At 68.1% G+C, this 15042-nt stretch carries 10 protein-coding genes and 2 tRNA genes; 8 read left to right on the forward strand and 4 right to left on the reverse strand.

Features of this window, described 5'->3' with window-relative positions; genetic code table 11:
• The first annotated feature begins 40 nt into the window (after positions 1 to 40).
• Both G3I17_RS35980 and G3I17_RS35985 read left to right on the forward strand, forming a co-directional pair.
• Entirely contained in the window at positions 41 to 994 is a 954-nt protein-coding gene (locus tag G3I17_RS35980; protein WP_164603201.1) for a Gfo/Idh/MocA family oxidoreductase, read from the forward strand.
• Positions 991 to 1929, forward strand: a complete 939-nt coding sequence (locus G3I17_RS35985) for a quinone oxidoreductase (protein WP_203591234.1) — start codon at positions 991 to 993, stop codon at positions 1927 to 1929. The genes G3I17_RS35980 and G3I17_RS35985 overlap by 4 nt, the downstream gene beginning before the upstream one ends.
• Before the next feature lie 45 nt (positions 1930 to 1974).
• Here the strand turns inward: G3I17_RS35985 and G3I17_RS35990 are convergent, their stop codons facing one another.
• The 3 genes from G3I17_RS35990 to G3I17_RS36000 form a co-directional block, all read right to left on the reverse strand.
• Positions 1975 to 3843, reverse strand: a complete 1869-nt coding sequence (locus tag G3I17_RS35990; RefSeq protein WP_164603203.1) for an ABC transporter ATP-binding protein — start codon at positions 3841 to 3843, stop codon at positions 1975 to 1977.
• A complete protein-coding gene (locus G3I17_RS35995) occupies positions 3840 to 5504 on the reverse strand; it encodes an ABC transporter ATP-binding protein (protein WP_239063272.1) in 1665 nt (554 codons plus the stop codon). The genes G3I17_RS35990 and G3I17_RS35995 overlap by 4 nt, the downstream gene beginning before the upstream one ends.
• A gap of 330 nt (positions 5505 to 5834) precedes the next feature.
• Positions 5835 to 8624 (reverse strand): hypothetical protein, encoded by a 2790-nt coding sequence (locus tag G3I17_RS36000; protein ID WP_164603207.1) that lies wholly within the window; start codon positions 8622 to 8624, stop codon positions 5835 to 5837.
• A gap of 165 nt (positions 8625 to 8789) precedes the next feature.
• On the opposite strand from G3I17_RS36000, the gene G3I17_RS36005 reads away from it, so the two are divergent.
• The 3 genes from G3I17_RS36005 (at position 8790) to G3I17_RS36015 (ending at position 12189) form a co-directional block, all read left to right on the forward strand.
• Positions 8790 to 9851: a MoxR family ATPase gene (locus G3I17_RS36005; protein WP_164603209.1), complete on the forward strand. Its 1062-nt coding sequence runs from the start codon at positions 8790 to 8792 to the stop codon at positions 9849 to 9851.
• A gap of 57 nt (positions 9852 to 9908) precedes the next feature.
• Positions 9909 to 11696: a hypothetical protein gene (locus G3I17_RS36010; RefSeq protein ID WP_164603211.1), complete on the forward strand. Its 1788-nt coding sequence runs from the start codon at positions 9909 to 9911 to the stop codon at positions 11694 to 11696.
• Positions 11697 to 11772: 76 nt separating this feature from the next.
• The gene (locus G3I17_RS36015) at positions 11773 to 12189 is read left to right on the forward strand and encodes an NUDIX domain-containing protein (protein WP_164603213.1); all 417 of its coding nucleotides are present in this window, start codon (positions 11773 to 11775) and stop codon (positions 12187 to 12189) included.
• A gap of 83 nt (positions 12190 to 12272) precedes the next feature.
• Here the strand turns inward: G3I17_RS36015 and G3I17_RS36020 are convergent.
• Positions 12273 to 12343, reverse strand: a tRNA-Gly gene (locus tag G3I17_RS36020).
• Positions 12344 to 12466: 123 nt separating this feature from the next.
• On the opposite strand from G3I17_RS36020, the gene G3I17_RS36025 reads away from it, so the two are divergent.
• The 3 genes from G3I17_RS36025 to G3I17_RS36035 all read left to right on the forward strand — a co-directional run bounded on the left by G3I17_RS36025 (position 12467) and on the right by G3I17_RS36035 (position 15020).
• A tRNA-Pro gene (locus G3I17_RS36025) sits at positions 12467 to 12539 on the forward strand.
• Positions 12540 to 12628: 89 nt separating this feature from the next.
• Entirely contained in the window at positions 12629 to 14032 is a 1404-nt protein-coding gene (gene tig / locus G3I17_RS36030) for a trigger factor (RefSeq protein ID WP_164603216.1), read from the forward strand.
• Positions 14033 to 14396: 364 nt separating this feature from the next.
• A complete protein-coding gene (locus tag G3I17_RS36035; RefSeq protein ID WP_164603218.1) occupies positions 14397 to 15020 on the forward strand; it encodes an ATP-dependent Clp protease proteolytic subunit in 624 nt (207 codons plus the stop codon).
• Positions 15021 to 15042: the final 22 nt, after the last annotated feature.

Genomic DNA, 15042 nt, shown 5'->3' on the forward strand with positions numbered 1-15042 from the left:
AGATGGACTGGAAGGTCTGGCGCGCGACAGACTGATCGGTATGACCACAGCACCGATTCGTCTCGGCATCGTCGGCCTCGGCGCGATGGGCCGGCAGTTGCTCGCCAGGGCGCTCGACCACCCGGACTTCACCGTCACCCACGCGGTCGACCTCGCGCCGGAGATCGTCGCCGCGCTCGGGGCCGAGCACCCGGACATCAGCTTCAGTACCTTGATCGCCGACGTGATCGGCGCCGGCGACGTCGACGCGGTCTACATCGCGACGCCGCCCGCCACGCACGCGGCGCTCGCCGTACCGGCGTTCGAGGCGGGTCAGGCGGTGTTCTGCGAGAAGCCGCTGGCCGTGTCGGACGATGATGCGGCGGCCATGCTCGAAGCGGCGGTCGCGTCGGCCCGGGCCGCGGCGGTGAACTTCTCGTTGTCCGACCGGCAGTCCACCCGGTACGTCGAGCAGGCGATCGCGGACGGCCGGGTCGGCGACGTGCTCGGGGTCGAGATCCGGCTGGCGTTCCCGGTGTGGCCGCGGAGGTTCCAGGCCGGGGCGACGTGGGTGGGCGAGCGGCCGCAGGGCGGGTTCGTGCGCGAGGTGTTCTCGCACTTCGCGTATCTCACCGATCGGCTGGTCGGCCCGCTGCACGCGATTCACACGGAGTTGGAGCACCGGAGCGAGGTGAGTGAGACGGCGGCGTACGGGCTGTTGAAGGCGGGGGAGATCCCGGTTCAGCTGAGCGGGATCGTCGGTGCCGCCGGGCCGGAGACCTATGAGTGGATCCTGCGCGGAACCAGGCAATCCTTCAAGCTGACCGCCTGGCGCGACCTGTTTGTTGCTGACGGCAATGACTGGCAGCCGGTCGAGCTGACCGGCGAGCTCGGGTCGGAGGCAACCCGCCTGACGCTCTTCGCGCAGGCCATCCGCGGTGATCACTCACCGGACCTGGCCGGCTTCGCGGCGGCCGAACGGGTCCGCCAGGTGGTCGAGGCATTCCACCGGTGAAGGTGATCGAGGCGGTCGATCCGGACACTCTTCGGCTGGTCGAGCGACCGTCGATCCCGTTGCGGGCAGGCGAAGTGCGGATCTCGGTGGTGGCGATCGGCGTCAACTACCTCGACATCCAGGAGCGCACGGGGGCCTATCCACGCGAGTTCCCGTACGTGCCCGGTGGCGAGGGCAGCGGCACGGTCACCGAGGTCGCGCCGGATGTCTCCACGCCGGTGGTCGGTCAACGCGTCTGCTGGCAAGGCATCCAGGGATCGTACGCCGACGAGGTGGTGGCGCCGGCCTGGAAGGCGATCCCGCTGCCGGCAGAGGTCGGCCACCAGGAGGCCGCCGCGATCTTGCTGCAGGGGCTGACTGCGCAGTACTTGACCACTGACTCGTACGCCGTACAGCGCGAAGACCTGGTCATCATCCACGCTGGTGCCGGCGGAGTCGGCCTGCTCCTGACCCAGCTGGCCAAGTCGCGGGGCGCAGAAGTCATCACCACCGTCTCCACCGACGAGAAGGCCGCACTCTCGATGGCTGCCGGTGCCGACCATGCGGTCGCCTATGAAGCCTTCGCCGGCTTGGCTGCCGGGCGAGCCACAGTCGTCTACGACTCTGTCGGCCAGTCCACCTTCGAAGACTCCCTGCGCTCCCTGGCCCCCCGAGGCACCCTCGTCCTCTACGGCCGATCCAGCGGCCCAGTCCCGCCGTTCGACCTCTCCCGCCTGGGCCCCGCCGGCTCCCTGACCATCACCCGCCCCACCCTCCGCCACTTCGTCAGTACCCCTGCAGCTCTCCACACCCGAGCCAACCTCCTGTTCAACCACCTGAGGGACGGCACCCTCACCCCGCGCATAGCCGCCACCTATCCACTAGCCGCCGCGCACGCGGCGCACACAGCCCTGCAGTCCCGCAGCACCACCGGCAAGCTCCTCCTCATCACATGACAACCGCCCCGCACCTCGACGAGGCGCGGGGCGGTCGCAGTACTGCTAGGCCAGGGAGTCTTCCCAGGCCTGGTGGAGGTCGGCGTAGTTGCCGCCGGTGGTGATCAGGGTGGAAGGCGCGCCGTCTTCGATGATGCGCCCGTGTTCGAGGACGATCACCCGGTCGGCGGTCTCCACCGTGGACAGGCGGTGGGCGATGACGATCGCGGTGCGGTCGTCGAGGATGGTGCGCAGCGCGCGCTGGATCAGCCGCTCGCTGGGGATGTCGAGGCTGGAGGTCGCCTCGTCCAGGATCAGTACCGCCGGATCCGCCAGGAACGCGCGGGCGAAGGCGACCAGCTGCCGCTGACCCGCCGACAGCCGGCTGCCGCGCTTGGCGACCGCCGTCTCGTAGCCGTCGGGCAGCGCCATGATGAAGTCGTGCGCGCCGATCACCTTGGCCGCGCCGACGATCTCGTCCATCGTGGCATCCGGCTTGCCGAACCGGATGTTGTCGGCGACCGAGCCGGTGAACAGGAAGTTCTCCTGGGTCACCATCACCACCCGCTCGCGCAGGTCGTCCTCGGTCAGGTCGCGCAGGTCGATCCCGTCCAGCAGGACATGCCCGCCGGTCGGGTCGTAGAAACGGGCCACCAGCTTGGCGATGGTGGTCTTGCCCGCACCCGTCGTACCGACCAGAGCCAGGGTCTGCCCAGCCGGTACGTCGAGGTCCAGCCCCGGCAGTACCGGCACGCCGTCGACGTACCGGAACTGCACGTTGCGCAGCTCCAGATGCCCGCGCGCGTGCACCGCCGGCCGAGCAGGCTTGACCGGCTCGGCGACGTCTGGCTTCTCGTTCAGTACACCGGACAGCTTCTCCAGCGCAGCACTCGCCGACAGGAAGGTGTTGTAGAACTGCGAGATGTCCTGCAGCGGCTCGAAGAACTGCCGCAGGTACAGCAGGAACGCGGTCAGCACGCCCACGGTCACGTGCCCGTGGTACGCCTGCCAGCCGCCGTAGGCGAGGATCGCGACGATGGTGATGTTGCCGACGCCCTTGATCGACGGCATGAAGATCGCGTTGATCCGGAACGACTCGAGGTTCGCCTCGCGGTACTTGTCGTTGACGCCGTAGAAGATCTCCTCGTTGCGCGTCTCCCGGCGGAACGCCTGGACGGCGCGGATGCCGGTCATCGACTCGACGAAGTGCACGATCACCAGGACGACGGCCTCGCGCGTACGCCGGTAGACGACTGCCGACCGCCGCCGGAACCATGCGGTCAGCAGGAACAGCACCGGGAACGACAGCAACGCCAGCAACCCGAGCTTGACGTCCAGCGTGAGCAGCAGGATCGCCGTCCCGACCAGTGTCAGCAGGGCCGTCACCAGCCCGTCGAAACCGGTCTCCAGCATCTCGTCGATGACGTCGACGTCGGAGGTCAGCCGCGAGATCACCCGGCCCGAGGTGTACTTGTCGTGGAACGACGGGCTGAGCCGCTGGAAGTGGTCGAACACCCGCCGCCGCAGACCGAGCAGGATCGTCTGCCCGAGCCGGCCGGACCGCATCAGGAAGATCTGCCGCGCGCCGGCCTGGATCAGCGCCGAGGCCAGCACCACCAAGACGATGGTGACCAGGGTCTTGCTGCCCTCACCCGCCAGGATCGGCGGGATGCCCTTGTCGATGCCGAGGTGGACCAGGTACGGCACCGACAGCCGGGCCGCGTTCTCGACCACGACGATCGCGATGAGCAGCCAGATCATCTTCTTGTACGGCCGGAGCAGCTCGCCGAGCAACTTGCGCGACTGCTCCTTGAGCCGCAGCGTCGTCGCCTTCGACAACTCGTTGTCCGGGTCGTCGGCGTACCCGCGCCAGGACTCTTCCGCGGCCGGTTGCTCACTGGGTTGAGGTTGAGGTGATTGCTGGGTCGTCGTCATGCGTGCACCTCTTCCTCTTCCGCCGCGAGCAGCGTCCGGTACGCCGGTACCGTCGCCAGCAACTCGGTATGCGTGCCGACATGGGTGATCGTGCCGCCCTCGAGCAGCGCGACCTGGTCGGCGAGCATCACCGTCGAGGCCCGGTGCGCGACGACGATGCCGGTCGTGGCCGCGAGCACGTTCCGCAACGCCTCCTCGACCAGCGCCTCGGTGTGCACGTCGAGCGCGGACAACGTGTCGTCCAGGACCAGTACCGCGGGCCTGGCCAGTACTGCGCGCGCCAGGGCGAGTCGTTGCCGCTGGCCACCGGACAGCGACATGCCCTGCTCACCGACCCGGGTCTCCAGCCCCCAGGGCAGGTCGTTCGCGAAGGTCGCCTGGGCGATCTCCAGGGCTTGCTGGACCTCGGCGTCGGTCGCGTCCGGCCGGCCGAGGGTGATGTTCTCCCGCGCGCTCATCGAGAACAGCGTCGGGTCGTCGAACGCCGACGCGACGGCGGTCCGCAGCGACTTCAGGGTGAGGTCGCGGACGTCGTACCCGTCGATCACGATCCGCCCACCCGTCACGTCGTACAGCCGGGGGACCAGGGCGGTCAGGGTGGTCTTGCCCGAGCCGGTGGCGCCGACCAGGGCGAGCGTCGTACCGGGAGCAAGGTCGAGGTTGATGTCGTGCAGGACGTCGGCCGAGTCCGGGTCGAACCGGAAGCTGACGTTCTCGAAGACCAGGTGACCACGCGGGTTCACCAGCTCGTCGGGCCCGTCGGTGATGGTGGACTCGGTGTCCAGGATCTCGCTGATCCGGTCCGCCGACGTCATCGCTTCCTGCGCCATCGCGAGGATGGTGCCGAGCGACTCGACCGGCCAGATCAGCGACAGCATCAAGGTGATGAAGGCGACCAGGGTGCCCAGGGAGATCGCGTCCCGGCCGACGGCGAGCGCGCCGAGCAGCAGCACGATCACCAGCGTCAGGTTCGGGATCACCTCCAGGAAGGTCCAGAACCTGGAGGCGAGTTTCACCTTGTCGACCGAGGTCTCGTAGAGCTTCACCGCGCCGTCGTCGAACTGCTGCTTGACGTGTTCGCGGCGGCCGAACGCCTTGATCACCCGGAAGCCGACCGCCGACTCCTCGATCCGGGTGGCCAGGTCGCCCTGCTGGTCCTGCACCCGGCGGGAGATCGCCAGGTACTTCTTCTCGAACTTCAGTGACACCACGATGATCGGCGCGGCGGCGACCAGTACGACGACGCCGAGCGGCCAGTACAGCCGCAGCAGCAGGAAGGTGACGACCACCAGCTGCAGGATGTTGATCACCAGGAACAGCAGGCCGAAGCCCATGAACCGGCGGATGGTGGACAGGTCGGCGGTGACCCGGGAGAGCAGCTGACCGCTCTGCCAGCGGCTGTGGAACTCCATCGGGAGCGCCTGCAGCCGGGTGTAGAGGTCGTTGCGGAGAGCGGCCTCGAGGTCGCTGACCGCGCGGGACTGGGCCCACCGGCGGACCCAGACCAGCAGGACCTCGCTGATGCTCAGGCCGAGTGCCAGCAGGGCGAGGGGGAGCAGGAGGTCGATCTCGCGGCGGGTGACCGGGCCGTCGATGATGGCCCGGGTGACGAGCGGGACGGTGAGGCTGACACCTACGCCGAGGATCGCCGTGGTGAACATCGTCACCAGGCGCCACTTGTGCGGGCGGAGGTAGGGGCGGAGTCGCCAGAGATTCTGGCTCCGCCGGGGATTCGGACGGCTAGAGGGGGCAGCGATAGAGGGCGCTTGGGCAGGTGGCTCTGAGGGCATCTGGAGGGGCGCACTTCCCAACATGACTCGGCTCGGGATGGGCTGCTACCGGAAAACGGCGCACTTTCCAGTATCGCGTAAGAGGTAAGCGCTTGTCGTCCGGTTTCCATTCCCCGGAGCTCAATTACCACTTGTTGCAATGAGCAAGCCCCGTCACCGGGCGGCGACGGGGCTCACACTGATCACGTTGCGTTATAGGTGTCAGTACCTCAGGAAGGCGACGCCGTCGATGACGGCGGGGGCCGTGGAGGTCGACACGATTTTGACGGCGCCGGTGCGGAACACCGTGACCGGCAGGTAGATGACGACGCGAGCCTTTGTCGTGGCGGCCAGCGAGACGGTGCCGATCTTGATGTTGGCGTGGTAGACGTCGACCTTGCCCTGGCCCGGTCCGCTGATGCCGACCACCGCGATCCGCAGGCCCGCCTCGGCGGTCTTGGTGAGGAACGCGCCGTTGGCCTTCAGGGTCGAGGTGGTGCCCTGGAAAGCGATCGGGTCGGTCGCCCGGACCACCGTGCCGGAGGAGGTCAGCGCGCGGTCGTCCTGCGGCGCGTCGGAGCACAGCGGCGGCGACCAGGCCGACAGGTTCCCCAGAACGTCGCGGGCGCGGACCATGAAGCACTCGTCCATGCCCAGCCGTGGTTCCCAGGAAATCGACTTGAGCTCCGTGTTCTGCCAGACAGCCGGGTAGATCCATTTACCGAAGGCGGCGCCGGCTGCCGCGGTCTTGTAGACGACGTCGTAGTTGGCGACCGAGGTCTCGTCGGTGTACGACCAGCGGACGGTGGCCGGCGTCGCGAGGTTGACCCGGTCGCCGATCCTCAGCGTGACGGCGACCGGTGCGATGCCGTCGACCTCGCTGCAATAGGAGGTGCTCCAGGCGCTCACCATGCCGGCATAGTCGCGAGCACGGACCTGCCAACAGGTGTCAGTACCCGGTACTGCGCTGTAGCTGGCCCCTGTCGTCCTGAGCCCTTGCCAGCTGGGTACCTGGTTCCAGGCGCCGTACGCCGTAGTGCGGTTGGGCCGCTGCTGGATGCGAAGGTCGTAGGACAGGACCCCGGTCGCCGGGGCGTTCGGGTCCTGCGGGTCGGTGTAGGCCCAGTTGAACGACAGGCTCGTGTTGTCGCGCAGCCGGTCGCCGGCGGTCGCACTGGTCAGCACCGGCGCAGTGGTGTCCGGTCGCTGCTGCGGGTCGACCTTCAGCCAGCTGAGGGTGATGATCCGCGGCCGCGCGTCCGGGTCGGCGTAGACGATCTTGGCGCCGCCTCCACCGTCAGTACGGAAGCTGGCCGGCTGCAGGAGCCTGCCGTTGATGGGGCCGTAGCGCCGCTGCCCGAGGTCTTGGTCGTTGAGGTCGGTGACCAGGAACTCCTTGGTGGACAGCCCGTTCCTGTCCTGCCCGGTAGCGGTTTGTACTACGAACCCGTTGCCGAGCTGGGCGTCTGGGGCGACGCTCAGGTTGCGCGGAGCCTCCGGGCCCTTCACGTCGACGACCTGGTTGCCGCCGTTGCAGCCACTGAGCAGGGCCCAGCGACCGTTCACCTGGTCAGCACCGACCGTGCAGCCACTGGCCACGGTGACAGTCTTGGTCGCCTGGGTGCCGAGGTCCTTGCCGGTCAGTACGCCGGGTTCGGTGACCGTCCAGACCGAGCTGTCGGCCAGGGCGAACGGCACTGCGTAGTCGGCGAGCTTGGTCTTGGTGGCGACGTTGTAGACCTCTGCCGTCGCCGCATTCGGCGCGCGGTGCGAGACCAGCTTGCCGCCCTTGCCCAGCACGACCTCGTCGGCTGCAGGGAAGGTCAGATCGCCGCCAGAGCCGCGCACTCGGGCGATACCGGCCTGGTAGGTCACCAGGGTGGTCCCCTCGAGCTGGAGCGGCTTGGTGTCGTTACTGGTTGTCAGGGAGGTCCAGGTGGTGCCGTTGGTGGTCGTCTCGAAGACACCGTGGTCCGGCTGGTAGTCCGCCGTCACCACGCGCGCACCGGACATCCCCACTCCGCTGACCTGAGCGGCGAAGGCGGGAGTGGCCTTGACGGTCGTCAGTACGCCGTCCGCGCCGACGCTGGCCACCTTGCTCTGCGCACTGACCAGCAGTCGGCCGTTGCCGAGGTCTGCCGCGTCGTGGACGCCGATGACGAACGCTGCGGTGACAGCGCCGCCGCTGACGGCGATCTTCGTCAGCTGCTTGGTCTCGGGCACCCGCACTGCGAGGTCGTCGCCGACCGTCAGCAGGGGCAGCCCGAAGGGGACATCTGCTGAGCCAGTGGTCGCGCCTTGCTTCCAGCCGACCGTCTTGGAGTCGGCGGTCGCCGCGGTCTGCCAGAGCACGCGGTTGGGCGTCAGGGCTGCCCAGGCTGGGTTGGCGGCCAACGTCGCGACAGCGGTCGCAGTACCGGTTGCTGTGTCTACTACTGAGAGTTGGCCGGCAACGCTGATCAGGATCGAGGTGGCGGTCGTGTCGAGGATGACGGGGTCGCCGAAGGTGGCGCCGGTGACGGGCTTCTCGGTGTTGTCCACTGCGCGCAGGGCGAACGAGCTATCCGCGGCGCGGGACAGCAGGACGCCGCCGGGGTAGGCGCCCTGGTACGTCGCTCCGGCCGGTACTGCGACCTGGCTGACCGCGTCGGTCGCGATGTCGCGGAAGCTGATCTCGGCTGCCGCGGTCGTGACGACGTACTTGCCGAGCAGGGTTGGGACCTTGTCCGGCTCGTCGCGGAGGCGGGGCGTGGTCCGGGCCAGTGCGCCGTTGGTGGCGCTGAGGATCTCCCACGGCTCGGGCGAGTGGTCGTCGGGCTGGCCGTACGACGTCACGTAGTACGAGCTGGTCGCCTGCCTGATCTGGAGCGCCGGGTCGGCCACGGACCGGTTCCCGACCGGCTGGCCCTCACCGAGGTGCTCCGGCGGGTCGGCGGCCATCACCTTCACGGCGGCGAGCGGCAGCAGGACGGCCGCGCAGGCGGCAGCGATCAGCTTTGAGCGCAACATCATGCAGTAAAACCCCCTCGGCGGCGCAGCCACCGTGTTTTCCCGTTGATCGCGGCACCCTAACCGGTAACCAGGAGTAACGGAAGCGCTTGCCGGAAAAACAGATGGACACGCGCAGTGACATCGGGGACCCTCGAAGAGTCTCTTGAACCCGTTTGAAAGGACCCGATGCAGGCCGCCATCACCGTGACGCCGGTGCAGTTGCCCGACGTGTTGCTGAACGTAGCCGTCGTGCGCCCGGTCTTCGTCTGGGGCGCGCCCGGGATCGGCAAGAGCAGCCTGGTCCGCAAGTTCGCCGAGTCGCTCGGGCTGGAGTGCGTGACGCTGCTCGGCACCCAGTTGGCGCCCGAGGACCTGATCGGCGTACCGCAGATCGTGGACGGCCGGAGCCGGTTCGCGCCGCCGGTGAATATCGCCCGGGAAACGCCGTACTGCCTGTTCCTGGACGAGCTGAACGCGTCGTCGCCCGAGGTGCAGAAGGCGTTCTACTCGCTCATCCTGGATCGCCGGATCGGTGAGTACGAGCTGCCCGCCGGCTCGGTCGTGATCGGCGCCGGAAACCGCGCCACCGACAACGCGCTCGCCCGGCCGATGGCTTCGGCACTGCTGAACCGGCTGGTGCACGTTCATCTGCGCGCGTCGGCGACGGACTGGCTGGAATGGGCTGCGACGGCGGGGATTCACCCTTGGGTGCTGGACTATCTGCTGAACCGGCCCGACCACCTGTGGATCGCGCCGCCGAAGACCGAGGAGCCGTTCTCGACGCCGCGCAGCTGGCACATGCTGTCCGACGCGCTGCACTCCTACGGCGACGGGATCGACGACGAGACCGTCCGGATCCTTGCCTTCGGCACCTTGACGGCTTCGCACGCGTCGACGTTCCGCGCTTTCGTGAAGACGGTCCGGAACGCGTTCGGGCTGGAGGCGGTGCTGAAGGGCGAGGCCAACTGGCCGGCCGCGCCGGAGGACCGGGATCTCCTGTACTTCCTGGCCGAGACGTTCCGCGCACGGCTGGTGAAGGAGCTGTCGGCCGACAAGGCATCGGCGAGCCCGGCGTCGCGGCAGCTGGCCTATCGCGGCAAGGCGCTGCTGGTGGAGCTCGCGGAGATCTCGCTGGAGGTCGCGCAGATCGTGATCGCCGCCGACGACGACGGCCGGCCGGTACTGCCTTCGTGGTTCCTGGTCGAGGTGACCCGAGACCTTCCCCGCCTCGTCGCCGCCCGGTCCTGAGCGAGCGCTGATGGCTGGTCACGCGCAGAATTCTCCCCGGCCCGGGAGCGACGGCTGATGGCTCGGCGGGGACCGAAGAAGGATCCGGCGCTGGAGGCGATCCGGGAGGGATGGGCCGCGATCGCCGCTCATCCGCTGTTCGCGCCGATGGTCAGCTTCCGGACCGAGCCGCGTCGGGTGCAGGATGGCCCGTGCCCGCCCGACGGCTGGGCCGTGGTGTCGTCCAGTGGTGAGTTCTTCGTCCATCCGACCCGTCGCGCGGACGCCGACGAGTGGAAGTGGGTCTTCGCGCACCTGCTGATCCACCTCGGTCTCGGGCACTCGTCCCCGGACCGGCCGGTGGCGGATCATGCCGCGGCAGCTGCTTGTGATGTCGCGGTCAACCGGTTCCTCGCGTCGCTGGGGATCGGACGGGCTGTGGTGCAGCTGCCCGACGAGCTGCCCGGCACGGATGAGGACGTATTGGCACGCGAGTGGCGGCGTACCGGCGTACCGGCTGAGTTCGCTCGACTGGGAGTGGCCGGGCCGGTGAACGACGTGCGGCTGGTCCCTTGGACCGGGTGGGGAGACCCGCCGGCCTGGGAGGACCGGTTTGCAGCTGGGCTCTCGGACGCGGCTGCTGCTGCAGTAGAGGTTGCTGGTGGTGTGCGGTCGTCGTTGTCCGACGCTGGTGGGGCATTGGCTGAGTGGGACCGGGCGCTTGGCTGGTTCGTCTCGTCGTACCCGCTGCTGGGGGCGCTGGCCGCCAGCATGAAGGTGGTGGCGGAGGCGGAGCTCGCCCGCGGGTGGGACATCTACGTGGCGGCCGTCAACGCCGAGGCGGGGGAGATCTACGTCAACCCGCTGCACAAGCTGACCCAGAACGAGTGGCGCTTCGTGATGGCCCACGAGATGCTGCACGCCGCACTGCGCCACGGTGCTCGGGTAGGAGGGCGTGACGCCTACCTGTGGAACGTGGCGGCCGACCTGGTCATCAACGGCTGGCTGATCGAGATGGGCGTCGGGACGATGCCGGAGGGCGCCCTGTACGACGTGTCGCTCCGGGGCCTGTCCGTGGAGGCCGTGTACGACCGGATCACGACCGACCTGCGCCGGTACCGCAAGCTGGCCACGCTGCGCGGCGTCGGGCTCGGGGACGTACTGGGGCAGCCGCTGCCGCGAGTGGGCGAAGGGGTGCGTGCGACTGACCTGGACGACATCTACCGGCGTTCCCTGACGACTGGGCTGGCCTACCACGACAGCAGCCGGGGGTTCCTGCCTGCTGGGCTGGTGGAGGAGATCAAGGCGCTCGACCATCCGCCATTGGCTTGGGATGCGCAGTTGGCACGCTGGTTCGAGGAGCACGTGCCGTCGGTGGCGAAGGTACGGACGTACTCGCGTGCCTCGCGCCGCCAGGCCAGTACGCCGGACATCCCGCGGCCGGGGTGGATCCGCCCGACCAGCGTCGAGCGACTGCCGACGTACGGGGTGGTGCTCGACACCTCCGGCTCGATGGACCGGGCCCTGCTGGGCAAGGCGTTGGGCGCCATCGCGTCGTACTCGATGGCACGCGATGTCCCAGCGGCACGAGTGATCTTCTGCGACGCAGCGGCGTACGACGCGGGTTATGTCCCGGTAGACGACATCGCCGGCCGCGTAAAGGTCCGCGGCCGAGGCGGCACGGTCCTACAGCCCGGGGTCGACCTCCTGGAGCGCGCCGACGACTTCCCGATCGACGGCCCGATCCTGATCATCACCGACGGCCAGTGCGACGTGGTAAGAGTCCGCCGCGAACACGCCTGGCTCGTCCCAGCCGGAGCAACCCTGCCTTTCACCCCCAAGGGCCCCGTTTTCCGCGTGCAGTGAACAGCCTTCGCTGATCGTCCAGCAACGCCGCGGGCCCAACGTGGCATGAGAGTGCGTTCGCGCCTAGTGTGCCGGCATGGTCGCCCAGATTCCGATCTCAGTCGCTGCACTTGTGCGCGACGGTCTCGTGCTCCTGGTGCATCGCCACCCATCGCGTCGGTGGTATCCCGACTGCTGGGACCTCGTCGGCGGGCATGTCGAGGCGGGCGAGTTGCCTCACCAAGCCGTCAGTCGGGAATGCCTCGAAGAACTCGGGGTCCACGTCCACGACCCCGTACCCATCCCGATGACGGTCAGTGACCCCACCCTCGACATGCACGCGTTCCTCGTCACGCGCTGGGACGGGGAACCTGTCAACGCCGCACCGGAGGAGCACGACGATCTTCGCTGGTTCCGCCCCAGCGACCTCGCAGACCTGAAGCTGGCCCACCCGGCCAGCCTGCCGAGCCTCCTGAGCGCCGTCCAGGATCCCAGCGGCCTAATCGCTGGCTAATCGCCCGTCGCCTGATCCGGGGTAGACAAGACGAAAGGCCCTCAGCCTTAGAATTCCTGTGGCTGGGGGCCTTTCGCGTGCTGAGCGGGTGACGAGAATCGAACTCGCGTAGTCAGTTTGGAAGACTGGGGCTCTACCATTGAGCTACACCCGCATGCGCCCTGTTGTGGGCACGCGCACATGATTCCACATCGCCGGGCCAGGTCTCAAACCGGTTCCCGGTGGGGGGTGGTGGCGCGAGCACCCCTCCGCGTCCACTAGACTCGTCCGGTCACTGCGGGGCGTAGCGTAGTGGCTAGCGCGCCTGCTTTGGGAGCAGGAGACCGCAGGTTCGAGTCCTGTCGCCCCGACAAACCTCTGCAGCATCGTGCAACGTGGCCTGTCCGGCCACGGCTGTACACGTTATCGAGAACGTTATCGACCAAGGAGAACTGCCACCGTGAAGAGCACCGTCGAGTCCTTGAGCCCGACCAAGGTCAAGCTCATCGTCGAGGTGCCGTTCGAGGAGCTCAAGCCGAGCCTCGACGCGGCGTACCGGAGCATCGGTAGTCAGATCGTCGTACCGGGCTTCCGCAAGGGCAAGATCCCGCCGCAGGTCATCGACCAGCGGGTCGGGCGCCCTTCGGTGCTCGAAGAGGCGATCAACGACGCGCTGCCGAAGCTGTACTCGCAGGCCGTCCAGGACAACCAGGTCAAGGCGATCGGCCGGCCCGAGGTCGACGTGACCGAGTTCAACGACAAGGAGAGCCTGCAGTTCTCCGCCGAGGTCGAGGTCCGCCCGGAGATCACCCTGCCGGACCTCGAGGGTCTCGAGGCCGGCGTCGAGGACATCGCGATCAGCGACGACGAGGTGACCGAGCAGATCGAGGCGCTGCGCCAGCGGTTCGGTGCGCTGAACCCGGTCGAGCGCGCGGTCGCCGACAAGGACTTCATCACGATCGACCTGTCGGCCACCAAGGACGGCGAGAAGATCGAAGAGGCGCAGGCGACCGGCCTGTCCTACCAGGTCGGCAGCGGTCAGCTGCTCGATGGTCTGGACGAGGCCGTCGCAGGGCTGAACGCCGGCGAGTCGAAGACCTTCGTGACCCAGCTGGTCGGCGGTGAGCTCAAGGGCGAGGACGTCGACGTCGAGGTCACCGTGACGGCGGTCAAGGAGCAGGAGCTGCCCGAGTTCGACGACGACTTCGCGCAGACCGCGTCGGAGTTCGACACCGCCGAGGAGCTCACCGCTGACGTGCGCACCCGGCTGGAGCGCGGCAAGCGCCTCGAGCAGGCCGGCGACGCGCGCGACGCAGTACTCGAGAAGATCCTCACCCTGGTCGAGGTGCCGGTCCCCGAGGGCCTGCTGACCGACGAGCTGGCGGCCCGCCGGGAGAACCTCGAGCAGCAGCTCGGGTACTCCGGGATGAGCTTCGAGCAGTTCCTCGAGGGCGAGGAGCAGACCGAGGAAGAGTTCGACGAGGACCTGAAGAAGCGCTCCGCGGACGCGATCAAGGCGCAGTTCGTGCTCGACCTGGTGGCCGAGCAGCAGGAGCTGAGCGTCAACGACCAGGAGCTGACCGAGCACATCGTCCGGCACGCGCAGCGTTCCGGTGTCAGCCCCGACCAGTTCGCCCAGCACGCGGTCGAGAACAACCTGGTACCGAGCCTGGTCTCCGAGGTCGTCCGCGGTAAGGCCCTGGCCCACCTGGTCGAGAACGCCAAGGTCGTAGACGCCTCCGGCAACACCGTCGAGCTGAAGACCCTCCAGCCCGACGGCACCTACGCCGACCCGGAAACCGCTGACGCCACCGACGCCGACGCCGCTGACGAGACCCCGGCGGAAGAGCCCGCAAAGGCCTGAACCACCTGAACAAGTAGCCAACGGCCCCGGATCCCACAGCGGATCCGGGGCCGTCGGCGTTGTGCCCCGCCTTCCCGCCGTCGACTGCGCGACTTTGTGCACGACCTGAGCGAATCCGGGCCCTCAGCTTGCTCAGGTCGTGCACAAGGTGGCTCGCGGGAACCGATATCCACTCCGCTGCGCAAGCCCCGCGCTGTGGTTCGGGTGGGCTCCATGCGCCCGCCCGACGAGCGAGTACCGGTGGGGTAAAACGCCACCGGAAGTAGGTATTCCGGAGTTAGCTGAGGGCAGATGGCGTGCGCCGTGAGCGAACAGGTGCCTACCAGCCTTAGGTCTGCCGTCGCGGACCAGTAATGTCGGCTTCGTGAACGAGACATTTGCAGCCAGCCCCACCGCCGCGGGCGGCACCGGATCCGGCGGACTCGATGACCACATCTACCAGCGCCTGCTGACCAACCGGATCATTTTCCTGGGGTCAGAGGTTCGCGACGACAACGCGAACGCGATCTGCGCTCAGATGTTGCTCCTCAACGCCGAGGACCCCAACAAGGACATCTGGCTGTACATCAACTCACCGGGTGGCTCGGTGGACTCCGGCATGGCGATCTACGACACCATGCAGTGGATCTCCAACGACGTCGCCACGGTCGGGATGGGCCTCGCGGCCTCGATGGGCCAGTTCCTGCTCTGCGCGGGCGCGAAGGACAAGCGCTTCGCCCTGCCGCACGCGCGGATCATGATGCACCAGCCTTCCGGCGGCATGGGAGGTACGGCCTCCGACATCAAGATCCAGGCCCAGCAGTCGCTGCACATCAAGGCGCAGCTGTTCAAGCTGATCGCCGAGCACACCGGCCAGCCGCTGGAGCAGGTCGAGACCGACGCCGACCGGGACCGCTGGTTCACCGCGGACCAGGCGAAGGAATACGGCTTCATCGACCACGTCGTGGCCAGCGCTGCTCAGCTGAGCAGCGGCAGCCCGAACTCCTGACCTCTCCTGCGAAACTAAGGAC

The sequence above is a fragment of the Streptomyces sp. SID13031 genome (genome assembly GCF_010548305.1).
Taxonomy (GTDB): Bacteria; Actinomycetota; Actinomycetes; order Propionibacteriales; family Kribbellaceae; genus Kribbella.